At 42.0% G+C, this 22,504-nt stretch carries 18 protein-coding genes; 7 read left to right on the forward strand and 11 right to left on the reverse strand.

The window, feature by feature from the left end; all coding sequences use genetic code 11:
• Positions 1-8: 8 nt before the first annotated feature.
• Together H6G86_RS22020 and rsmI are read right to left on the reverse strand one after the other, a co-directional pair.
• The gene (locus H6G86_RS22020) at positions 9-287 is read right to left on the reverse strand and encodes a GlsB/YeaQ/YmgE family stress response membrane protein (protein ID WP_190936092.1); all 279 of its coding nucleotides are present in this window, start codon (positions 285-287) and stop codon (positions 9-11) included.
• A gap of 241 nt (positions 288-528) precedes the next feature.
• Complete coding sequence (gene rsmI / locus H6G86_RS22025) at positions 529-1,389, reverse strand: 16S rRNA (cytidine(1402)-2'-O)-methyltransferase (protein ID WP_190936093.1); 861 nt, start codon at positions 1,387-1,389, stop codon at positions 529-531.
• A gap of 120 nt (positions 1,390-1,509) precedes the next feature.
• Here rsmI and H6G86_RS22030 point away from each other — a divergent pair, with 120 nt between their 5' ends.
• The 4 genes from H6G86_RS22030 to H6G86_RS22045 all read left to right on the forward strand — a co-directional run bounded on the left by H6G86_RS22030 (position 1,510) and on the right by H6G86_RS22045 (position 4,797).
• Positions 1,510-2,406: a sugar kinase gene (locus tag H6G86_RS22030; protein ID WP_190936094.1), complete on the forward strand. Its 897-nt coding sequence runs from the start codon at positions 1,510-1,512 to the stop codon at positions 2,404-2,406.
• Between the two features lie 27 nt (positions 2,407-2,433).
• Complete coding sequence (locus H6G86_RS22035; protein ID WP_190936095.1) at positions 2,434-3,294, forward strand: 3'(2'),5'-bisphosphate nucleotidase CysQ family protein; 861 nt, start codon at positions 2,434-2,436, stop codon at positions 3,292-3,294.
• A 378-nt stretch (positions 3,295-3,672) separates the two neighbouring features.
• Positions 3,673-3,987 carry an RNA-binding regulator gene (gene rbp / locus H6G86_RS22040; protein WP_012408942.1) on the forward strand — a complete coding sequence of 105 codons (315 nt, stop codon included), beginning with the start codon at positions 3,673-3,675 and terminating at the stop codon, positions 3,985-3,987.
• A 405-nt stretch (positions 3,988-4,392) separates the two neighbouring features.
• Positions 4,393-4,797, forward strand: coding sequence for a bile acid:sodium symporter family protein (locus H6G86_RS22045; RefSeq protein WP_242064920.1), 405 nt, complete (start codon positions 4,393-4,395; stop codon positions 4,795-4,797).
• A 3-nt stretch (positions 4,798-4,800) separates the two neighbouring features.
• Here the strand turns inward: H6G86_RS22045 and H6G86_RS22050 are convergent, their stop codons facing one another.
• From H6G86_RS22050 to H6G86_RS22065, 4 genes are all read right to left on the reverse strand, one after another.
• Complete coding sequence (locus H6G86_RS22050) at positions 4,801-5,340, reverse strand: DOMON-like domain-containing protein (RefSeq protein WP_190936096.1); 540 nt, start codon at positions 5,338-5,340, stop codon at positions 4,801-4,803.
• The gene (locus H6G86_RS22055) at positions 5,337-6,455 is read right to left on the reverse strand and encodes a phosphotransferase enzyme family protein (RefSeq protein ID WP_190936097.1); all 1,119 of its coding nucleotides are present in this window, start codon (positions 6,453-6,455) and stop codon (positions 5,337-5,339) included. The genes H6G86_RS22050 and H6G86_RS22055 overlap by 4 nt, the downstream gene beginning before the upstream one ends.
• Before the next feature lie 233 nt (positions 6,456-6,688).
• Positions 6,689-7,999, reverse strand: a complete 1,311-nt coding sequence (locus H6G86_RS22060) for a Tudor-knot domain-containing protein (RefSeq protein ID WP_190936098.1) — start codon at positions 7,997-7,999, stop codon at positions 6,689-6,691.
• A gap of 533 nt (positions 8,000-8,532) precedes the next feature.
• Positions 8,533-8,670, reverse strand: coding sequence for a hypothetical protein (locus H6G86_RS22065; protein ID WP_190936099.1), 138 nt, complete (start codon positions 8,668-8,670; stop codon positions 8,533-8,535).
• A gap of 52 nt (positions 8,671-8,722) precedes the next feature.
• Here H6G86_RS22065 and H6G86_RS22070 point away from each other — a divergent pair, with 52 nt between their 5' ends.
• Positions 8,723-14,821 carry an SdiA-regulated domain-containing protein gene (locus tag H6G86_RS22070; RefSeq protein WP_190936100.1) on the forward strand — a complete coding sequence of 2,033 codons (6,099 nt, stop codon included), beginning with the start codon at positions 8,723-8,725 and terminating at the stop codon, positions 14,819-14,821.
• Between the two features lie 582 nt (positions 14,822-15,403).
• Here the strand turns inward: H6G86_RS22070 and H6G86_RS22075 are convergent.
• Both H6G86_RS22075 and H6G86_RS22080 read right to left on the reverse strand, forming a co-directional pair.
• Positions 15,404-16,843: an MlaD family protein gene (locus tag H6G86_RS22075; protein WP_190936101.1), complete on the reverse strand. Its 1,440-nt coding sequence runs from the start codon at positions 16,841-16,843 to the stop codon at positions 15,404-15,406.
• A 114-nt stretch (positions 16,844-16,957) separates the two neighbouring features.
• The gene (locus H6G86_RS22080) at positions 16,958-17,740 is read right to left on the reverse strand and encodes an ABC transporter ATP-binding protein (RefSeq protein ID WP_190936102.1); all 783 of its coding nucleotides are present in this window, start codon (positions 17,738-17,740) and stop codon (positions 16,958-16,960) included.
• A 624-nt stretch (positions 17,741-18,364) separates the two neighbouring features.
• Between H6G86_RS22080 and H6G86_RS22085 the strand changes: the two genes are divergently transcribed.
• Positions 18,365-19,408: a threonine aldolase family protein gene (locus tag H6G86_RS22085; protein ID WP_190936103.1), complete on the forward strand. Its 1,044-nt coding sequence runs from the start codon at positions 18,365-18,367 to the stop codon at positions 19,406-19,408.
• Between the two features lie 101 nt (positions 19,409-19,509).
• Here the strand turns inward: H6G86_RS22085 and H6G86_RS22090 are convergent, their stop codons facing one another.
• Entirely contained in the window at positions 19,510-19,950 is a 441-nt protein-coding gene (locus H6G86_RS22090) for a thermonuclease family protein (protein ID WP_242064921.1), read from the reverse strand.
• 82 nt (positions 19,951-20,032) lie between these two features.
• The gene (locus H6G86_RS22095; RefSeq protein WP_190936104.1) at positions 20,033-20,596 is read right to left on the reverse strand and encodes an HD domain-containing protein; all 564 of its coding nucleotides are present in this window, start codon (positions 20,594-20,596) and stop codon (positions 20,033-20,035) included.
• Between the two features lie 252 nt (positions 20,597-20,848).
• Here H6G86_RS22095 and H6G86_RS22100 point away from each other — a divergent pair, with 252 nt between their 5' ends.
• On the forward strand, positions 20,849-20,989 hold the full coding sequence (locus H6G86_RS22100; RefSeq protein ID WP_190936105.1) for a hypothetical protein: 141 nt from the start codon (positions 20,849-20,851) through the stop codon (positions 20,987-20,989).
• Positions 20,990-21,154: 165 nt separating this feature from the next.
• Here the strand turns inward: H6G86_RS22100 and H6G86_RS22105 are convergent, their stop codons facing one another.
• Positions 21,155-22,264, reverse strand: coding sequence for an S-(hydroxymethyl)glutathione dehydrogenase/class III alcohol dehydrogenase (locus H6G86_RS22105; protein WP_174710562.1), 1,110 nt, complete (start codon positions 22,262-22,264; stop codon positions 21,155-21,157).
• Positions 22,265-22,504 lie beyond the last annotated feature (240 nt).

Consider the following 22,504-nt stretch of genomic DNA (forward strand, 5'->3'; position numbering starts at 1 on the left):
GAAGGTAATTATACAGCTCGGCGAGTCAGTAAACCCCATAGGAAAATCAGCAGCATAGCACCCAGAACAGCAAATAAAATGCTTCCCAAAGATAAAGCTCCTACAGATGCGGCTGCTGCTGAACTACTCCCTAGTAAAATTTGACCCAAATAACCACCGACTACGGCTCCAAGTATTCCTAATATAATTGTGGAAAGAATACCGCCACCTTGGGTTCCTGGATAAAATAACTTAGCTAACGCGCCTGCAATTAAACCCAAAACCAGCCAAGCAATAATGTTAGTCATTAAATCTTTCCTTTGTGAGAATGTGCTTTGTCGTTTCCTTTCGACTATTTCATATTAAAGTTTGCCTCTAAAATTACCGATCTATCTAGAGAACTAAAATCAAAAATCTTTAGATATCATTTGAATATTCACTGATTCTCCGGTAGGGGAAATACCCTACCGAAAGCGTCTCTGCATCTACATAAATCGCCCCTACAGGGTATAATTTTGCGTAAGCCCTAGTAGTATTTTTATTAGTGTTTCAAGACTCAGGAGTAACGACCAAAGAAAGAGCTAGTTGATAAAGTTGGCGACGGGGAAGGGAGGTAAATTTTGCTAACTGACGACTAGCTTGCGATCGCGATATTCCCTGACTAATTAACATTTTCAATTCGGCTTTCAATTCCTCTTCTGTCAGTTGAGGCTGACTGGCTGGAATTCCTGCCACGACTAATGTATATTCACCCTGGGGTTCTCGTTGGTTGTAGTGAGCGATCGCTTCGGCAATTGTCCCTCGCCAAAATTCCTCATACAATTTTGTTAACTCCCGCCCTAGCACAATTTGGCGATCGCTTCCCCAAACTTGTGCTAAGTCTTGTAAAGTATCTCGCAAGCGGTGAGGCGATTCGTAGAAAATCAATGTGCGAGATTCTGTTTGCAGAGATTCTAAATATTCTTGTCTCTGTTGAGTTTTCGCCGGGAGAAAGCCTTCAAAGGTAAACCGATCCGTTGGTAATCCAGATGCACTCAAAGCGGTAATTGCTGCACTAGCGCCAGGTATGGGAACTACTGAAATCCCCGCCTCAATGCAGGCTTTCACCAGTTCATATCCAGGATCGGAAATACCTGGCATTCCCGCATCACTCACAAGTGCGATCGCTTTATCGTTAACTAAATGCTCTAATAATTCCGGGATGCGACTGGTACGATTGTGTTCGTGGTAACTCACCTGGGGAGTTTTAACTTGAAAATGCTGTAATAATTTCCCTGTGTGACGGGTGTCTTCCGCAGCAATGATATCTACAGTCTGCAAAATTCGCACCGCCCGAAAGGTTATATCTTCCAGGTTGCCAATGGGTGTACCGACAACGTAAAGTGTTCTTGGTTTTGGATCGGTTTGCATGAGAGATTAGAGTTTTTGTAGAGACGCGATTCATTGCGTCTGTGCAGGAGAGACAGGAGAGACGCGATTCATCGCGTCTAAGAGTTAAAAATAATTATTTATGCAGCTATACGAACATATATGACAAATGGCTCGTCCAAAATTGAAAATCCAAAATCGGATCGTGGTTTATTTGTCGGTTTAGTAACTTTAGATTTGATTTACCTTGCTGAATCTGCCCCCAAAAATAATCAGAAGATTGTCGCTACTGACTATACTGTAGCGGCAGGTGGCCCAGCAACAAACGCAGCTGTAACTTTCAGGCATTTAGATAATCAAGCTACAGTCTTAGGTGTAGTGGGTTCTCACCCAATGACACAGCTAATTCGAGGCGATTTGGCAAATTACAAAGTTGCGATCGCAGACCTTGAGCCTACCACTGATTTAGCACCGCCTGTCTCCTCAATCATTGTCACCCAAGCCACGGGTGAAAGAGCCGTGGTTTCCATCAATGCTGTCAAAACTCAAGCCAGCAGTGCATCTATCCCTTCCGATATTTTACAAAATATCAATATAGTACTAATTGATGGGCATCAGATGGCTGTAAGTTATTTCATAGCCCAAGCAGCTAAAGCCAAAAATATCCCAGTAGTAATCGATGGTGGCAGTTGGAAGCCTGGATTTGAGCAAATTTTGCCATTTGTAGATTATGCTATCTGTTCAGCTAATTTTTATCCGCCCAACTGTCAGACAGGAGAAGACGTTTTTGCTTATCTGGCCGGCTTTGACATTCCTTACATCGCCATTACTCATGGACAAAAACCAATTGAATACTTGAGTTGCACTAAAGCTGGTATCGTAGATGTGCCGCAAATACACGCGGTTGATACATTAGGGGCTGGAGATATTTTCCACGGTGCTTTTTGTGATTACATTTTAAGGGAAAGTTTTACTGATGCGCTAGCGCTGGCAGCTAATATTGCTGCTGATTCTTGTAAATTTTTTGGCACTCGGCGCTGGATGGATTTAAAGTGCTGAGTAATTAGATTAATAAAGGCAAATTTAATGAAAGACTTACAAGAAATATTAGCGATCGCTCGTGAGATAGGTTGGGGTGCAGCAGATATACTGCGATCGTACTACCACGGCACCGCAAAAGACCCTAACTTAGATGTGCAATATAAACAAAATGAGCCTGTTACCATTGCCGATGTAGCTGTGAGTCAATATATCTTAGAGAAGCTACAAGCAACTTTAGGTAACGAAGATTTTGCTTACATCAGCGAAGAAACCTATCAGTCACCAACTACAGGCGCACACCCTTCCGCCCCTTGGGTATGGATAATTGACCCTTTGGATGGCACACGAGACTTTATTGAAAAAACTGGGGACTATGCAGTTCACATTGCTTTAGTCAAGGAAACGCGCCCGATTTTAGCAGTGGTGGTAGTACCAGAGGCAGAAAAGTTATATTACGCTACCAAAGGTGGGGGGACATTTGTAGAAACCAGTGATGGCTCTGTTCCTTTACAAGTGTCGTCAAGTAAACCAATTGAGGATTTAACCTTAGTGGTTAGTCGCTCTCACCGCAACCAGCGCTTAGATTACTTGCTACAAAATTTACCCTGTCAAAATCAGAAATCTGTGGGTAGTGTCGGCTGCAAAATCGCCACTATTGTCGAGCAACAAGCAGATATCTACATTTCCCTTTCTGGTAAGTCTGCGCCTAAAGATTGGGATATGGCAGCACCAGAACTAATTTTAACAGAAGCTGGTGGTAAGTTTACCCACTTTGACGGCACTCCGTTGCAGTATAACACTGGTGATATCAATCAATGGGGAGGTTTGCTGGCGAGTAATGGTGAATATCACGAAGCACTGTGCCAGCAAGCAGAAAAGATTTTAGCGCAGTTCGACCATAGCTAATGGGACATTTGAGGATGAATATTTTTTAATTTGCTTTTAAAAGAGCTAGTCATGTTATGATTGCACCCACTACCCATCATAATCTTTACCTCTAAGTCCACAGCTTAATTTTCAAAACACTGAATACCTGCGCGATCGCAGATTAAAAGTGTAACTTTTATAGTACAAGCAACAAAAGCCAGCCAATGGATAAGTCTGCAAACCAGCCTTAAGGGTTTGATTTGTGAATAAAATTCACTATTAGACGATATTCAAAGGCTGAAGGCTGTGTTAAACTCATGGACATAAAGATTATTTTCGGTTGAGTAACTAGTTTTGATTTCTAAAAACCGTCTCTCCGAATTTAACTCTCTACACTCCCTGAATTCGGAGACTTCTATGTCAATTTACGTCGGGAACCTGTCATATCAGGTTACAGAAGAGGACCTAAAGCAGGCTTTTGCAGAATACGGAACAGTAAGTCGTGTTCAACTACCCACAGATCGGGAAACAGGCCGGCCTCGTGGGTTCGCTTTTGTGGAAATGGAATCAGACACACAAGAACAAGCTGCCATTGATGCACTTGACGGTGCTGAATGGATGGGACGTGACTTGAAAGTGAACAAAGCTAAACCTCGCGAGGATAGAAGCAGTTCTCCTCGTGGTAGCTGGGGTGGTGGTAATGCCCGCCGCAACAATAACAATCGCTACTAAAGTCGATTCCTAAAAGTTTCACATTTAGAGTCTCCAGCAGATAAAGCCAAAAGCTGCCCTCTGCTGGAATATTTTTTGTATCTAACCTTAAACCATTCATCGATTGCAGCTTTACAAAAAAATGGTATTAAGGAAGAGAGTTTTTATCTACTTGAATCTTTTGAATTGCGCGTTGCGCTTGGATGGAAACTTCTCTATCGGGATCATCCAACGCTTGTTGTAAGGGATTAATAGCATTAGGATGCAATACTTCTCGGTTAAGGGGAAAAGGGGAAAGGGAAAAGGGAAAGAAAAAACCTTTAACCCTTAGCCGATTCTGAGTTAAAAATGTAAAAAACGAGAAGTATTGCCTCTACATCTACTCTTACAAGATCCATCAAAGCGATCGCGCGAAAGCAAAAAATTATGAATGAAATTATCCCCATACTTGACAAACTCGCATTTCTGTCATTTGTCGTTGGAACTATGTTTAGTACAGGGTTGAAGTTAACTTTACAGCAGATTTGGGAACCACTCCACAATATCCATTTAGTTATTTTATCCCTGGTGGAAAATTTTTTAATTGTACCCCTTTTTATCTATTTGCTGTTGCAAGTAGTACCTGTAACCAAACCAGTGAAAGCTGGTTTTATCATTATGGCGTTAGCATCAGGCCCTCCAGCTTTACCTAAACTGGCTCAAATAGTTAATAGAAATTTCGTGAGTAACCCTCCATTGCTAGCATTTAATTTGCACATTGAGATCGCAGGGGATCAAGGGAGAGGGTTTGCAGCTTTTATTACCATGAAAATGATGCAATTTAAATTATAGTATTTACAACTCAATGATAAAACTGTCTCGCAAATGAAAGTCAGCCTCTTTGCCTCGATGAGTTAACGCCCAGTAAGTTACTTCACCATCTCTATCTTTAATAACGCTAGTAATGGCAACTTCAATTGCTTGCTCCATAGAAATGATTTTATCTAAATCAACATTTAAGGCTAGTGCTAAACTATCAGATTGATTTTGAACATTAAAAGGGAGATTTTCAAAAGCTGTTTCCTCTTGCATTCCTTGACGATACCCATCAAGGCGATAAACATTCCAGTGTCCACTTGGGGACAGGTTGAATTCCCAATACTGTTGAGAATTTTTGATGCCAAGGAAGAACTCGAAGCAGGTGTCTTTCCACAATTCATGCTTGCGTGACGGTGTATTTGATGGTTGGGCAATCGCAATTTCTTTTAAATCGGCTTCAAGCAGATAGTGGATGGCAAATTGATTACCATTTCGGCTGATATTGCCTGCAATTTTCAAATTAGGCAGCGATTCAGTAGAAGGGAAGGGTTGTAGGGAAAATGTCTGGTTGTTCATTTCAAGTCTTTGATAATGTTACGAATCTGCGTTTCTTGAGATTCAATACTCTCGGTAAGCTTAAACTGCACGATCGCTCTTGCCAAGTTATGTTCTGGGTGCTTAACTTTAAAGTAGACATTCCCGGCTAAATAATCAGCAAAAAATCTCAATCCTAATTCAAAGGCAATGAGACGGATAGCATCATATATGTATGCATAGTCATTCTCGGTAAGAAACGCCTTTGCCACAGAGAGATAGCCTTGTAAGATTCCCTGACAGAGGTCTGTATCGAAATGAACACTTTCCCAATTCTCTGTTTCTTCTCCAGCCTGATTGCAGCCCGATCGCAAACAATCGCCAATATCGTAATGTACCAGACCTGGTTTAACGGTGTCTAGGTCGATGACGCTGACGGCTTGTTGGGTAACAGTGTCGAACATAACGTTATTAATTTTGGGATCGCCGTGCATCAGACGCAGAGGTAGTTTGCCCTCAGCTTTGGCATTTTCTAGGATATGTGCAAAGGCTTGGCGATCGCTAACAAACTGTAAACAATAATTAACTTCCGAAGATTGACTAGCACTAGTTTTCGCCAACGCTTCTTCGTAACGCTGGAGGTAAAGCGGTGTAATATGAAATCCTTGAAGAGTATCAGCGAGGTTTTCTGGTGGTAAATCACTGATTAAATTGTGGAACATCCCCAAGGCATAACCGATTTCTTTCGCTTGTAAGCGATCGCGCATAGTATCGAAAGACTGGGAGCCTTCAATAAAGCTAATCGCCCGCCAAAATGAGCCGTCTGCATCCTGACAGTGGTCTTGAGCATCCTTAGTTAATAATACACGCGGTACTTCCCAGCGACGATTGAGGGAGATATGCTGTAACTGTTTATGAACATGCTCAGTGAAGGTACGCATATTCTGCATAATCAGTTTTGGCTGACGAAATACCTGTGTATTGATGCGTTGCAGGACAAAATGTTGTTCTTTTGAGGAATCTAGAGTGACTAAGAAAGTGTCATTTATATTACCACTTCCAAAGGCTTTAACGGCTGTAACCTTTCCTACTTGGGTGAATTGATCTGCGATCGCAATCAAATTCTCTGCACCTTGTGTATTAAATTCTTTTGTCATCTGTTTAACCTGCTACTCCTCACATACATTGCACGAAGGCAATAGGGGATATGGTAGCGCGTCAAAATAATTCGTAATTCGTAATTCGTAATTCGTAATTTTTAAAGGTAATAGTGCTAGCACAGGGTGTGACACCGATAGCGAGTATTCAGTAAGCTACGTGCAGAGTCTCCTAGAGAGGATAATAACCCATCGTAGATATTGCTCTTGCCGACCCTGTGCTAATTCAGTAGTTAAGAAATTTCGTCGCTATCAACCCACTCATCATAGGATGAGTCATAACCAATATAGTGAACAAAGTATTGCTGATTTTGGATTTGCTGAATCGTTGCAGAATACCAAGCTTCTTGGTCTTCATCCCAACATTTTACTTTTTGACCAACTGCATATCCATTGTCATCCGCAGCGCGAAGATCGCGAGTCCGAATGTCATCTTCGCCCACCCACTCGTCATAAGATGAACCATAGCCAAGGTAATGAATAAAAAATTGGTCATCTTGAACTTTCTCAATTGTTCCCTGATACCAATCTTCGTCTTCACCATCCCAGACTTCTACTGTTTTGCTGACTTCATACTGAATTTTATCTGACTTGACAGCAGAAGCTGATGAAACATCTTGAATAGGCTTTTGTTGCTCTTGTTTAATTTCCTCTTTTACGAAAGCGTATGCTTCCAAAATCAAGCCGCGAGCGACGCTTTGAGTTCCGGTATGCTCGTAGTAATTGGTAGTTTGATCTAGGAATACTGCGACAAAATCTAAATTATCATCAGCAATCTGAATAAAACTACCCAAACTACTAGAAATTGATTGCGGGGTTACACCTGTTTTAGATACTAAATTATTCATCCAACCTTGTACGGAGTTAAAACCCTGACTGATAAAACCAACTTTATCAGAAGGATTATTACCTGGTAAAAAGTTATTGACAGCTAAGAAAACCGGATTTTGAGTTATTGCACCAGCATCAGTACCACTAATAACTCCGTGAATTTTGCTAAGAAAGTCGGGGCCTAATGGCAGAATTCCGTCTATACAAACTAAAGCTACCATCCGCATTAAGGAGGCATTTTGATAGTTGTTAGTAAGGGAATTAGCAAACTCTTGGGGGTTAGGCTGAGGAATACCATTTAGTTTGCAAAAAGCGATGATTTCGACAGCGATTTTCAGTGCCAAATCAATAGATTGAGTTACATCAGCTTTGGGAGTAATGTTGCCTAAAAAAGACAGAAAGCTGATTTTTTCACTAACTTTATTCGCTAAAGCTGCTGCCGCCATCGCTGTGTCTGCCTTATCAATTGTTTGATAAAGCTTGATTGCGAACTGGTAGCCTTTTTGAGGATCTTCGTATAATGCGACAGCGCGATCGCGGATTCTCTGAATTACCTTAGCATCGGTTTCTCCTGTAACGCTGCGAATACTATTTTCAAACCCTGTCAAATTGCTCCACTCACCTGGCGCTACATAATCAAGAGCCTTTAAAACTTTGACAGTGATATTGTCAGTTGGTAATTCGTCAACCAACTGAATAATTGATTTATCCATCAGCCGATCCTCAAAACTCAAAGTTATGCTTACAACACAGTTCAACTAAACCCACAACAACTAATACCAGTTGCTTACCTTACGGGAAGCCTTTCTCTGGCCAATGCTGCGCGAATTACTGAACCGTATTAATAGAGTTCCCTGAGTTGACCAAAAAATAACAAGTGGCGATCGCTACCAATATTTTTAGGTTAAGGGGGAAAGGGGAAAGGGAAAAGGTTTGAATTTACCTTTCCCCAGACCACATCAGAGATGGAAAGTACTTATCCAAGAAGTATTGGATTGCCTCTCATCTGCTGACTTTTCAATCTACTGAGTCTACCTCTGAGCGCAATTTCATACCAAAGATTTGTTTTTTTAACCTTTTGCTAGCTGTTTCTTAAACTTACCGGGATAGGTTGAAGTTGATGAGTACGAATTAATACTAATAAAGTATGTAGTTATTTTTTGCTATTTACTTCGGTCTTTCATGCTGGTCTTGTCTTATGTTCGCCCAAACGCTGAAGTAAGTTATTGCATCTATCTTTTTGTGTTTATGGGAGGCGATCGCCCCACAAATCAGTGTAATCGCTCTGGTAGGTGTAGCGATCGCTTTTGGGCTGGTTAGAAAGTGCGGACAACTTTGGATAAATCCCAAGAGCGATCGCACTTAATACATCGCTTCGGATCATTTACTTGATTTTTTGAGAATCTGAAACCAACTAAAGAGGTTAAATAATTCCTATGGCTTTAACACAAGGGGATATTGCTTTTATATCCTTCAATGCCGACGAAGATGGCTGGTCTATTGTTACATTTGTAGATATAGAACCGAATACGACGATTTATTTCACTGATAACGAAGCTACTAGCACGACAGCTTTTAATACTGGTGAGTCTTATTTTCAATGGACATCAGGATCTAGTACGATAAATGCTGGTACAGTAATTCGCTTTACTGGAGTTGATGTTGCCACCCTTGCTGCATCAGTTGGAACTCTCTCTCGTGCTACGGTATCAGGTAGCAGTAACTACGGTCTTTCTGCAAGTGGTGATGTTATCTATGCTTTTCTTGGCTCTAGCGCAGCTGCTCCAACTACGATTTTAACTGCGGTATCATCAGGAGATGTTGTAACGCCTGGTGATCCAATTACAAATGCAGGATTAACGGTTGGAGTTAACGCAATAGTATTAAGAACTAGTGCTGACTATGGTGAATATAGTGGCTCTAGAACTGGACAATCTAGCTTTGCAAACTATAAATCTTCAGTCTTTAATGTTAACAACTGGACGGTTGATCAAACTGATGGTAACTATACTACAACTGCTCCAAATACCACGAATTTTGCGATCGCCGCATCAACCCCCACTGTCTCGATCGCAGCCCAAGATGCCAACGCCGCCGAAGCTGGTAGTGACCCTGGCACTTTCCGCATCTCTCGCACAGGGAGTACCACCGATGCTCTAACGGTAAATTACAATGTTGCCACGGGTGCTGGACAAGCCACAAGCGCAGATTACACACCAAACCTAACAGGCACAGCAACCATCGCTGCTGGAGAATCCTTTGTCGATGTCACCATTACACCTGTAGATGATCCGACAGTTGAAGGAATTGAAACCTTAACTCTGACTCTAAATAGCAGCGCCAACTATACTTTAGGTGCTACTGCTACTGCAACAGTGGCGATCGCTGACAACGATACGGCGGTAACTTCCATCGATCTCTCCACCTACGTCCGTATCGGACGTTACGACCTACCCGAACCTACCCGAACCACTGCACCAACAAACAGCTTGCTGGCTCAAGAAGTCTCGGCTGTCACCTATAACAAGGATACCGACACGCTGTTCGTTGTCGGTGATGGTGGCAGAGCGATCGTGCAAGTATCGAAGACGGGACAATTAATCGACTCAATGACGCTAGCTTCTGGCAGCAGTCCCCAAGGAACTGAATTCTATGATACAGAAGGGCTTACCTATGTCGGTGACGGTAAGTTTGTCTTGATCGAGGAGCGAGACAGACAGGCTAATTTATTTACCTATGCCCCAGGAACCACCCTTACCAGAAGCGATGTCCAGACCGTAAAACTCGGTACAACGGTCGGAAATATTGGGATTGAAGGTATCTCCTATGACCCACAGACTGGTGGCTTCATTGCAGTTAAGGAGATTACACCCGAAGGAATTTTTCAAACTAATATCGATTTTGCGGCGGGAACTGCAAGTAACGGTTCGCCCACCACAGTCAACTCTACCAACCTTTTCGATCCAGCATTGGCTGGGCTTGCGGACTTCGCGGATGTTTTCGCATTGTCGAATCTATCAGCCTTAAACGGACAACCCGACTCCAGCCACCTGCTGATCTTGAGCCAAGAATCAGGCAAGATCGTCAACATCGATCGCACTGGGAATATCTCTAGCTCATTAACCATCGCCTCCGATGCAGGTAATCCTTTGTCCGTTGTGGATCAGGGGAATGAAGGAATCACGGTAGACAAGAATGGATTGATTTATGTCGTTAACGAGAATGGCGGAGGTGATATCGATCACCCTCAACTTTGGGTCTATGCACCATCCTCATTTACTTATGCGAATCAAGCCCCTGTAGCCGTCAGCCTTGCAAATACCGTCACCAGCTTGTCAGAAAGCACCAGTACTGCAACTCCCTTTAAAGTTGCCAACATTATCGTCAGTGATGACGCTTTGGGAACAAATACCCTCAGCTTGACTGGTGCAGATGCCAACTCTTTTGAGATTACGGACAATGCTTTGTTCGTCAAAGCGGGAACCACCCTAGATTTTGAAACTAAGACCAGCTACAACGTCAGCGTCAATGTAAATGACACCACCGTTGGCAATAACCCAGATGCAACTACGGCATTTACCTTATCAGTCACTGATGTAAATGAGAATCCCACCACCAGCAGTATCTTCATCACTGAAGTAGCTCCCTGGAGTAGTGGCAATTCGCCCGTCGGTGCAGACTGGTTTGAGCTTACCAACAAGGGTTTGAGCGCCGTGGATATCACCGGCTGGAAAATTGACGACAACTCCAATAGCTTCGCCTCGTCTGTCGCCTTAAGTGGTATTACAACTATCGGTGCAGGTGAATCGGTGATCTTCCTTGAAGGAGCTACCGTTAATCCTACTTTCCTATCCAACTGGTTTGGCGCGAACCCACCAGCTGGGTTGAAGATCGGCAACTACTCTGGTTCGGGCGTGGGCTTGGGTACGGGTGGTGATGCGGTGAATATCTATAATTCCACTGGTGCTTTACAGGCTAATGTCGTCTTCGGAGCATCTCCAACCGCAGCCCCATTTGCTACCTTCGATAATGCCGCCTTGTCAAACAATGCCACGATCGCAACACTGAGCGCTGTGGGAGTCAATGGTGCATTCGTCGCTGTAAATTCAAACGTGGAAATCGGTTCTCCAGGGACTATTGTTTCGTCTCTACCTACAATTGCGATCGCAGCCCAAGATGCCAATGCCGCCGAAACTGGCAGTGACCCTGGTACCTTCCGCATCTCTCGCACAGGCATTACAACCAATGCCCTAACGGTAAATTACAATGTTGCCACGGGTGCTGGACAAGCTACAAGCGCAGATTACACACCAACCCTAACAGGCACAGCAACGATCGCTGCCGGACAATCCTTTGTGGATATCACCATTACACCTGTGGATGATACGACAATTGAAGGAACGGAAACTATCAGTTTGACTCTGAATAGCAGCGCTAACTATACTTTGGGTACTGCTACTACTGCAACAGTGGCGATCGCTGATGATGACGCAATTCGGATTCACGACATTCAGGGAGCGGGGCATATCTCACCTTTGAGAGGTCAGAATGTCAGCAATGTAGCGGGAATTGTAACGGCTACAGCTAGTAACGGTTTTTACTTGCAAGACCCCAACCCAGATAACGACGTTCGTACATCTGAAGGTATTTTCGTCTTCACGTCATCAGTACCAACCGTATCCGTCGGCGATTCCATATTAGTCAGTGGAACAGTCACGGAGTTTCATCCCGGTAATAATGCAAATAACCTGACGGTAACGCAAATTACTAGCCCGACAATTGTCACCGTTTCTACTGGCAATGCTTTGCCAAATGCCACAATTCTGGGTAATGGCGGCAGAACTATCCCAACCACAGTCATCGATAACGATACTAGTGGGAATATCGAAACTGGAACGACCACCTTTGACCCTGCCCAGGATGGCATCGACTTCTACGAAAGTTTAGAAGGAATGCGAGTACAGGTTAATAACCCAGTCTCCACTTCACCCACTGGAAACTTTGGGACATCACAAGAAATTTGGGTATTAGCAGACAACGGAGCAAATGCCACTGGACGCACAGCTCGCGGTGGTAGCCTAATTAGTGCCTCAGACTTCAATCCTGAGCGGATTCAAATCGATGATCTCAACAATGCCTTAGTGCTACCTGAGATTAATGTTGGTACACAACTTAGCAGTATTGTTGGTGTCGTTAATTACGACTTTAGCAACTATGAAGTTTTAGTATCGGCTGCTCCCACAGTAGTACAGAACAGTACCCTGCAAAAAGAAGTCACTAATTTAACTCCCACCACTGACCAATTGACAGTTGCTACCTTCAACGTCGAAAATCTTGACCCAAGCGATGGGGCAACCAAGTTTAACAACCTTGCCAGCCGCATTGTCAACAATCTGAAATCACCAGATATCATTAGTCTGGAAGAAATTCAGGACAATAACGGGGCAACGAATAATGGCGTAGTTGATGCCAGCACCACCTTCCAAACATTAATTAATGCGATCGCTGCTGCTGGTGGTCCCACATATCAATATCGCCAAATTGACCCAGTAAACGGTACAAATGGCGGTGAACCTGGAGGAAATATCCGAGTGGGCTTCTTGTTTAATCCTGCTCGTGTCAACTTTGTAGATCGCCCCGGTGGTACTTCCACCTCCAGCACCACAGTTACCAACGTCTCTGGTGTTCCTACTCTTTCTGATAGTCCTGGTTTGATTGACCCCACTAACTCGGCCTTTACTAGCAGTCGCAAGCCGTTAGTTGGTGAATTTACTTTCAAGGGTGAAACTGTTTATATAATTGGCAACCACTTCAATTCTAAAGGTGGCGACCAACCATTATTTGGCGTGAATCAACCGCCAACTCTCACCAGCGAAGTGCAGCGTCAGCAACAAGCGACACTGGTGAAAAACTTTGTCCAAAGTATTTTAGCCATCAACCCTAATGCCAATGTAGTAGTAGCGGGTGACTTGAATGACTTTGAGTTTTCCAACCCAGTCACCACTCTAGAAAGCGCTGGACTGACTTCTTTAATTGAAACTCTGCCTGCAAACGAGCGTTATACCTACAACTTTGAAGGCAATGCCCAAACTCTCGACCACCTTTTAGTTAGTAGCAACTTGCTTGGCAAGCTAGATGCCTATGATGTCGTTCACGTCAACTCAGAATTTGCCGATCAAGATAGCGATCATGACCCTAGTGTGGCTCGATTTAATTTAAATGATGCTCCCACAGCAATCGCATTGAGTGCTACAAATATCAATGAAAATGTGGCTGCCAATACTGTAATTGGTACATTTAGTACTATAGACCCGGACATCGGCAACACTTTCACTTACAGCTTAGTTTCTGGAACTGGTGATGCTGATAATGCTGCTTTTGCGATCGCAGACAACACCTTAAAAATCAACGCTTCCCCGAACTTTGAAACCAAATCTGCTTACAGCATTCGGGTACGCAGCATCGATAATGGTGGACTTTCCGTTGACAAGGTGTTAGCTATCCAAGTTAACGATGTCAACGATGCTCCGACGGTAGTGCAACCCCTTGAAGACAGAATCATCTCCACAAGCAAGCTTTTCTCTTTCAACGTCGGTGACAAATTTGCTGACATCGATCAAGACGACACCCTGACCTACACTGCTACGGGCTTACCCACTGGATCTGATATCGCTAACACGGGTCTGATATTCGGCAATATCTCCCAAGCTGGCATTTTTGCCGTCACTGTTACCGCTGCTGATGGCAAAGGTGGCAGTGTTAGCGATACCTTTGACCTGACTGTTGCCAATAACAAGGCGACATCTGGCAACGACATTATCTTTATCGACCAACTTGTTGATGTGAGCGTATTCAATGCTCTAGGTGGCAACGATCGCGTGATCGGCACTGATGCCAATGAGACACTCAGTGGTGCAGCAGGCAATGATTACATTGATGCCAAGGGCGGTAACGACTCCCTCTTGGGGAACGATGGCATTGACACACTTTTAGGTGGGGCAGGTAATGACATCCTCGAAGGTGGAGCAGCTGATGACATACTTCTAGGTGAACTTGACAATGACACACTTCTAGGTGGAGGAGGCAATGATAGCCTCGAAGGTGGAGCAGGTAATGATAGCCTCAATGGTGGAGCAGATAATGACACCCTTCTAGGTGGACTTGGCAATGACATCCTGGCTGGAGGTGGTGGCAATGACCACCTGATTGGTTGGGGAGGTGGTACAAACGAAATTGACCAACTCAACGGCGCTCAAAGTGCAGATACTTACATTTTGGGTGATGCTAGTTCAGTTTTCTATGCCAAATCTGGCAATGGTGACTACGCTGATATTGTTAACTTCAAAGCAACCGATCGGATTCAGCTTAAAGGATCTGCTGACAATTACTTCTTGGGGTCAGCATCAGTATCTGGATTTAGTAGTTCATCTGTGGGCATTTTCGCCAATAATGGGACGCAATTAGAATTAATTGCGGTTGTGGAAAGCGGATTAAACCGCAATTTGGCAACAGATACTCGGTTCGTGTTTGTCTAAGTCTACTTTTTCTAAGATAAAAAGGTGCGTTATGCCTTTGCTTAACGTACTGTGACAGGCTAGTAGTTCGCTTTCGTGACTTGGCGGGGTAAAGGGGAAGGGGGAAAGGTTTCAAATCCCTTACCCCTTACCCTTTACCCAGCCATCACGCAGCATTTTTGGGTTGGCAGACTGCTAGATCAAAATGATGCGTTACTTCGTTAACGCACCCGATAGCGCAATACTCAAGTTTAAGTCTGTCCCTTTCTGAGTTGGAGAGGGACAGATTTTTTGTAGTAAGTCAGTAATTTGTTAAGCAATTGAGAGGAAGGCAGGAGGCAGAAGGAAAACTGCGCTAATTACTGAATTGTATTAATAGAACATCAGTTCGGGTTAAGAAGGTTTATTCAACGCTAACTGGCTGAAACGGTGCAAGCACGTTGATAGATCCTAGAATCAAGCAACGGTGTAATGAGGGTTTCAGCTTATCCCGAACTCACATTAAATTAAAATCTGGTGAAAAAAAATGTAGAGACATTGCAATGCAACATCTCTACAAAAGTTTCAAGTCACGCATCATTAATTTCTGGAGATGTCTATTGCCTATTTTTCCGTCTCCAGTTGCTCTCGTTGCTTACCATACTCCCGAAGCTGTTTTAACAAGACTTCTTGGGATGAGTTAGGAATAGACGGACTGGGGGTTGGTTGAAGGTTGATGTCACTACTTTCAAAATTAGCAGGTGAAGGATTAACTTCATAGACGGGTAGCGACTTGTCATTAGACATTGCTTGTTGGGTTGGTGCTGGGGTAGGAATTAGATTATTTGGTTTGCTCACAGCAGCTTTGACCGAATCTAGAGTAGTAGCAACTTGTACTTGTTGCTGCATATCTTGTGTAGAAGAGACTAAACCACTTAAACCATTCACCAATTGCCGCAAATTTTTTCGGAAATTAGGATCGCCTGTCAATTCATCCAAATCAGATGTAATTTTTTGGGTATTTTCAAAGGTGACTCGTGCTGAATCTAAAGTTTGTTGCAGCAGCACCGCATTTTTGGGATCGTTTAAAGTTTTAGAAGCATCGCGTAAATTAGCTGAGGCTTGCGCTGCATTTGCTGAAAGAGCTTCTAAATTGTTGAGTAATTCTCCTTGAGTCAATCGATTAACAGATGGTGATAGGCTACTGACTGTAACACGTAGTTGGTTGCTGGTTTCGGTGATATTATTTAAAGCGCCAACCAGCGAAGAACGATTTGTTGTCAATAGATTATCCAGGTTGTTGAGCAAACGATTTGCTTGAGTTGCAGTTGCACCAAATTTATTTACTGTTTGATTTGCAGATGTATTAAGTTGGTTAGTCGCTCGTTGTACTGAATTAGCAGTGGCTGAAAATGTATTTAATTGTTGTCGCAAGCTTTTAGTCAAACCTTGTAAATCCTGACTTAGCTCAGTAAAACTGGATGCTGCACTTGTGGTAGTTTCTAGAACCCTATTGACATTTCTATAAAATTTGGGGTCATTGTATGACGAGGCCAAATCAGTTGAACTGCGAATTAATTCATCAACACTGATGCCAATTTGACCTTTTAAGCGAGAGCCATTACAGACAATCAGACTGGAATCGCAACTTTTATCTAGGGGTCTAGCAATTAAAACCCCAGCAGGTAAAGTTGTTTTTGGTGTAATGTCAATAATACTTTCGCTAATTAATCCACTTTGATTAGCTTCCACCACGACATTCCGGGGGATAATTAAGTCAGTTTGGGCAATTTCAATTTCTATATCAATCGCATTCGCTTTTGGTAGAACCTGAGAAATAGTTCCTACTTTAACACCTCGATAGCGAACTATTGCTCCCTTTTGCATTCCGCCAGCGTTAGCAAATTCCACAATAATTTTGTATGAACGGCCAGCAGCAGTAAATCTATTTAACCACAAAAAGAGTAACCCAAATACTCCTAGTCCTACCAGGAGCAACAACCCCACAGAGCCTTCTCTAAATGTTCGCCCAGACGCGAAGCGGCTTGTCATAAGACCTCGCATATTTTTCCTCTACCCAATAATTAGTTATGAGTTGGGAGTTATGAGTTAGGAGTTATGAATTGAATTTAACTCTCATTCCTCATTTTTCACTCCTCACTTTTCACTTTTCAGTTTCTAACCGACGACTTGAATCGGCCCTTGCACGCTTCCACTCATAAATTGTTTGATCAAGGGATTTTCTGTGTTGTATATCTCACTAACTGTACCCTGCCACTGCACTCTACCTTCATAGAGAAATATAAGTCTATCAGTAGTACGGCGAATAGTACTGTCTTGATGGGTAACAACAGCGTATGTACTACAAACTCCATTCAAACATTGCAAATAGCGGATTAAATCTTCGATTACAGTTGAGGCAATAGGATCGAGTCCGGCTGTTGGTTCATCGTATAATAGAACTTCTGGGCCTTCTGACGGATTATCGGGGTTAGACATGATTGCACGGGCAAAACTTACCCGTTTTCGCATTCCCCCGGAAAGTTCGGCTGGGTAAAGATGGCTTATTGATGGCAAACCGACCATTTCCAATTTTTCTTTTACCAAATCTCGAATGCGCGATCGCGGCAGCTTTGAATTTTGATAAAGTAAAAATCCCACATTCTCCTCCACTGTCAGCGAATCAAATAGCGCCGCCTGTTGAAACACCATACCAATGCCAACTGGCTGTCCACCATCCTCAATCAAACCGTCCCGCCGCACTCCTTGCACATAAATTTCTCCTTCATCAGGAGCAAGTAACCCCGCCATCACCCGTAGAATTGTTGATTTACCAGTCCCTGATGGCCCAATAATCCCTAGTGCTTCTCCCCGGTAAATGGTCAAGTCTACATTATCTAGAACTTTATGGCTACCAAAGGACTTAGAAACACCTTTTAGTTCAATCAATGGTTCAGTCATTAGTTATTAGTCATTAGTCATTGGTGAGCCGGTGCCTTGGGCAGGTTCCCCAATTTGTACCCTTACAAGGAAGCAAGCTACTGGCAGGGCATTGTATAGTACATTATAAGTATATGATTGGCATTCTAATTAGCAAACTTTATTTTTTTAGCATAATATTTACTTATTTGCCATTTTCAATGTCCCAAAATCTCCTCAACCCAAAGCTGAGAAATACACCGTAGTAACTTAATGTCTCAGTAAAGGTAAACTAAGACTTTAGTTTTCTGTGGACATTAGCAAATCCATTTAATAGTATATTCATCCTATTAGAGGCTATAACTACTCAAACAAAAGTCAATAAATAATTAACTGTTTAATGTAAGATATAGCAATTTTATTTTTGAAAATAAATTTTCGCGAACTACTAAGTTATCTTAAAAGCTAGGCTTATAGTTATTTAAAAGTAATTTACGATTGCTCTACAAATATTTAATTTATTATCATCTGAAGTTATTGCCATGAGCAGAGTTATTATCTAATTTGAGATAATTAATAATATTCTTTATAAATCTTGTAGTTGTCAACTACAAAGATTATTTACTAATATTGTAATAATTACTAAGAAAAATCAAAGTAGAGATTATGAGTAGCAACTTAGAACAGTTTGCAAGTGATAATTCTTCTGGGATTTGTCCAGAAGCACTGGAATATATGATTAGAGCAAATCAGGGTAGTGTTCCAGCTTATGGTAATGATGAATGGACTCAAAAAGCAACAGATTATTTTCGGGAACTCTTTGAAATTGATTGTGAAGTATTTTTCACCTTTAATGGTACAGCCGCAAATTCTTTATCTTTAGCTGCCCTTTGCCAGTCATATCACAGCGTGATTTGCCATGAAACATCTCACATAGAAACAGATGAATGTGGCGCACCTGAATTTGCATCTAATGGTTCTAAACTTTTACTCGCTCAAGGGAAAAATGGCAAGTTAACATCAGAATCTATAGAGGCAATTGTCACTAGACGCACTGATATTCATTATCCAAAGCCTAAAGTTATTAGTATTACCCAATCAACTGAATTAGGAACTTTATATTCTATTGAAGAACTTCTAAAAATTAAACAAGTAGCGAAAAAGTATAATTTAAAAATTCACATGGATGGCGCTCGTTTTGCAAATGCAGTTGCCGCTATGAATAAAAGCCCTGCTGAAATTACTTGGAAAACTGGAGTAGATGTATTGTGCTTTTGTGGTACTAAGAATGGAATGGCATTAGGTGAAGCGATTCTTTTCTTCAATAAAGAGTTAGCAGAAGATTTTGATTATCGATGCAAGCAAGCAGGTCAGTTAGCTTCAAAAATGCGGTTTATTTCTGCTCCCTGGTTGGGTTTATTAGAAACTGGTGCTTGGCTAAAAAATGCTAGACATGCTAATCAATGTGCTGAATATTTAGAAAATCAACTGTTAAATATAGAAGGCGTTGACTTGATGTTTCCGAGAGAAGCCAACGCCGTATTTGTGAAATTACCTGAACAAGTCATTCACACCTTAAAAGCAAACAACTGGCAGTTTTATACATTTATCGGTGTGGGAGGAGTACGTTTTATGTGTTCTTGGAACACTACACAGTCAAGGATTGATGAATTGATTGATGATATTAAAAAAGCAATCATAGCTATCTGATTGGTAAAAATTGGTGTTATCTAGATATCCGATTTATTTAAAAATTCGGGTATCTAATATCAATTACATCTGAGGTTGCTCGCAAACAACCAGATTTGATATTACTTGCTATGAAACTTCAATTGCATGTTTGATTGCTGCCACAATCCCAGATGCTTATTTTTAGCATTAGCTTCTGCAATTAAATATTGGGTTTTGCTTTCGTAGCAATTTTGTAAAGATTCTCTGTCAACGACAGCATTACCTGACTCTACCAAAAGGAGATTTACTGACCGATTATCCACAAACACTTCACCAACTGTACGACCATTTTCGAATTGTTCTATGCTTCTAATCACGACAGGAGTTTTAGGTGGTAGTAGCTGTTTTAACCTTTGTGTCGCGGCTAAAGTATACACCTGTCCAACCGCCTTTGGTGCATTAATACACGCTAGCCTGACTGGAATTGTTTGTCCGACATTATTTTTAACTAAAATTGTGTTTCCATCTGTAACACCAACTACTGTAGCTAGCACCAACATTAGTTCAAGTAATTCCATCATTTTGTATGTAAGAATTTATGCATGAATATCATGTTATTGCAGTGCTTAGGTTGCTAGTGTGATTTGACTCACAAAAGACTATTTAATTGATAAATGCTTTGTAATCTTCAATTAACTTTGCCAAGCGGGAAGCAAGAAATGGACTTGCATCCTGCAAAGCTTCATAAATCTGAATACCTTCTTCTCGATATCGAATAATTTTGTCTTTAGTCCAATAATGTGGTGGTGCTTGCAGGTTAGTGATTCTATCTGCTAACTTCACCATCCATATTTCTTTTGGTTGCTTTTTTATCCTTTGTAAACTATCTGCCATTTGGAGATTTTTTGCTAAATTTTCATCTTTAGTCAGTGCAAGTACACCATTAGCTACTGATTCACCAAATTCAATTCTGATTTCCTCAAACGTTGTCTTAGTATCTTCAATTGTGTCATGCAAAATAGCACATTGAATAGCAAGATTTCCATCATGTTCTGTTTCCACACTTAGGGCTGCAATTACTTCCATACTCACAAGATTTAAGTGCATGAGGTAAGGTATTTCTGAACCTGCCATTTTTTGATCTTGATGTGCGTGTGCTGCTTTCTTTAAGGCTTTAATATAAATTTCTTGTGACCAGTTTTTTGCGCTGAGTTGATATTTTTCCATTTGTCGATTTTTCTCCTTAAGTGATGCAATGCTATGTATCGCAATCCTAAATAGGATAACCGTAGCAGAAGAAGTACTTGATATCAATCAAAAGCTCTGAAAAGTAACTACAGGTAATTGAATACTTACGATAGTACCTGTTAAAATTATCCCCCAAAACTTTTTAGCTTAATCCATCAGAGATATCGCTTGGCTTGAGTTTGCTCCATTTACGATGATATGGTTAAGTTTATTTATATCTAAACCTCATCTATGTTGAAACCTAGAGCTTTTAAAAGATATATTTATGTAGCGACTATCTTGAATGTCAAGTGCGATCGCAATTTATGTTGGGTTACGCTATCGCTGCACACAACCTACGAAACTACGGTTCTCAAGGTAGACGAGGTTTAGCTCAGAGTTGTTAGCGAAAAAATAAGCTTTAATTTTGGAATTTTTAAATTTTATTTAGGCTAAAACACGAGATTTTATCTTGTGTTTTAGCTTAAGTTGACACAACTGACAGATATACTTCCCTACTGTTAATTTTATTTTGAGAAAAAGCTTTGAATCTAATAGCTAAAAAGTCACCACACTCCGAATTGATTCACCTTTGTGCATCAATTCAAAAGCATCATTAATTTGTTCAATGGGCATCACATGGGTAATTAAATCATCAATATTTATTTTGCCTTGCATATACCAATCAACAATTTTCGGCACATCTGTTCGCCCTCTCGCACCTCCGAATGCTGAACCTTTCCAAACGCGCCCAGTTACTAATTGAAAAGGACGAGTACTGATTTCCTGTCCAGCACCAGCAACACCAATAATCACGCTGACACCCCAACCTTTGTGACAGCATTCTAATGCTTGACGCATAATTTTGACATTACCGATACATTCAAAACTGTAATCAGCACCGCCTTTTGTTAAGTCAACCAGATAGGGAACTAAATCACCCTCTACTTCCTGGGGATTGACAAAGTGCGTCATCCCAAACTTTTCTGCCAAAGCGCGTTTGCTGGGATTAATATCCACTCCGACAATCATATTCGCCCCTACCATCCGCGCTCCCTGGATGACATTTAAGCCAATACCACCCAAGCCAAAAACCACTACATTTGCTCCTGGTTCCACTTTTGCAGTATTGATAACTGCGCCAATACCAGTAGTAACACCACAGCCAATGTAACAAACCTTTTCAAATGGGGCATCTTCCCGAATTTTTGCCAGGGCGATTTCCGGCAGCACCGTATAGTTGGCAAAGGTGGATGTACCCATGTAATGATGAATCATTTGCCCGTCGATACTAAAGCGACTAGTACCATCGGGCATGACACCGCGTCCTTGAGTTAAGCGAATGGCTTGACAAAGATTAGTTTTGAAGCTGAGACAATATTCGCACTGGCGGCATTCGGGAGTATATAGGGGAATCACATGATCCCCTGGTTTCAGACTCGTGACACCAGTGCCTACTTCTACCACCACACCAGCGCCTTCATGCCCCAAAATAGCCGGAAATAAACCTTCGGGATCGTCACCAGATAGGGTAAAAGCGTCGGTATGGCAAATCCCACTGGCTTTTACCTCAACTAACACTTCGCCAGCTTGGGGCCCCGATAGTTGAACGGTTTCAATCGTTAACGGCTTACCTGCGCTGTAAGCCACTGCTGCTTTAACTTGCAACCTCAGTCCCTCCTATATATAGTTAGTAGTTATTTGACGTTCTCCACCGTGGTTCAAAACGGGAATTCTTTCACTTTTAGGACTTACGCAAAACTACACGCAATAAGGCAATACCCTGCGGGTACTCCGTTGGAGAACTCCTATAGTAGCCGCTTCTCTACAAGACGCTTCGCGAATGCGTCTACATGAATTACCCTACTGGAAAATAAAGGTTTAGGCTATTTTTTGTGTAAGTCCTGA

The sequence above is a fragment of the Nostoc sp. FACHB-133 genome, from assembly GCF_014698055.1.
GTDB lineage: Bacteria > Cyanobacteriota > Cyanobacteriia > Cyanobacteriales > Nostocaceae > Nostoc.

Coding starts and splice junctions, on each gene's coding strand:
- rsmI (WP_190936093.1), bottom strand. CDS start 1,389: ATGCAAACCGATCCAAAACCAAGAACACTTTACGTTGTCGGTACACCC.
- H6G86_RS22050 (WP_190936096.1), bottom strand. CDS start 5,340: ATGAACAACCAGACATTTTCCCTACAACCCTTCCCTTCTACTGAATCG.
- H6G86_RS22020 (WP_190936092.1), bottom strand. CDS start 287: ATGACTAACATTATTGCTTGGCTGGTTTTGGGTTTAATTGCAGGCGCG.
- H6G86_RS22080 (WP_190936102.1), bottom strand. CDS start 17,740: ATGACTGAACCATTGATTGAACTAAAAGGTGTTTCTAAGTCCTTTGGT.
- H6G86_RS22060 (WP_190936098.1), bottom strand. CDS start 7,999: ATGGATAAATCAATTATTCAGTTGGTTGACGAATTACCAACTGACAAT.
- H6G86_RS22095 (WP_190936104.1), bottom strand. CDS start 20,596: ATGGAAAAATATCAACTCAGCGCAAAAAACTGGTCACAAGAAATTTAT.
- H6G86_RS22035 (WP_190936095.1), top strand. CDS start 2,434: ATGAAAGACTTACAAGAAATATTAGCGATCGCTCGTGAGATAGGTTGG.
- H6G86_RS22070 (WP_190936100.1), top strand. CDS start 8,723: ATGGCTTTAACACAAGGGGATATTGCTTTTATATCCTTCAATGCCGAC.
- H6G86_RS22090 (WP_242064921.1), bottom strand. CDS start 19,950: ATGATGGAATTACTTGAACTAATGTTGGTGCTAGCTACAGTAGTTGGT.
- H6G86_RS22045 (WP_242064920.1), top strand. CDS start 4,393: ATGAATGAAATTATCCCCATACTTGACAAACTCGCATTTCTGTCATTT.
- H6G86_RS22055 (WP_190936097.1), bottom strand. CDS start 6,455: ATGACAAAAGAATTTAATACACAAGGTGCAGAGAATTTGATTGCGATC.
- H6G86_RS22085 (WP_190936103.1), top strand. CDS start 18,365: ATGAGTAGCAACTTAGAACAGTTTGCAAGTGATAATTCTTCTGGGATT.
- H6G86_RS22100 (WP_190936105.1), top strand. CDS start 20,849: ATGTTGAAACCTAGAGCTTTTAAAAGATATATTTATGTAGCGACTATC.
- H6G86_RS22030 (WP_190936094.1), top strand. CDS start 1,510: ATGACAAATGGCTCGTCCAAAATTGAAAATCCAAAATCGGATCGTGGT.
- rbp (WP_012408942.1), top strand. CDS start 3,673: ATGTCAATTTACGTCGGGAACCTGTCATATCAGGTTACAGAAGAGGAC.
- H6G86_RS22065 (WP_190936099.1), bottom strand. CDS start 8,670: ATGATCCGAAGCGATGTATTAAGTGCGATCGCTCTTGGGATTTATCCA.
- H6G86_RS22075 (WP_190936101.1), bottom strand. CDS start 16,843: ATGCGAGGTCTTATGACAAGCCGCTTCGCGTCTGGGCGAACATTTAGA.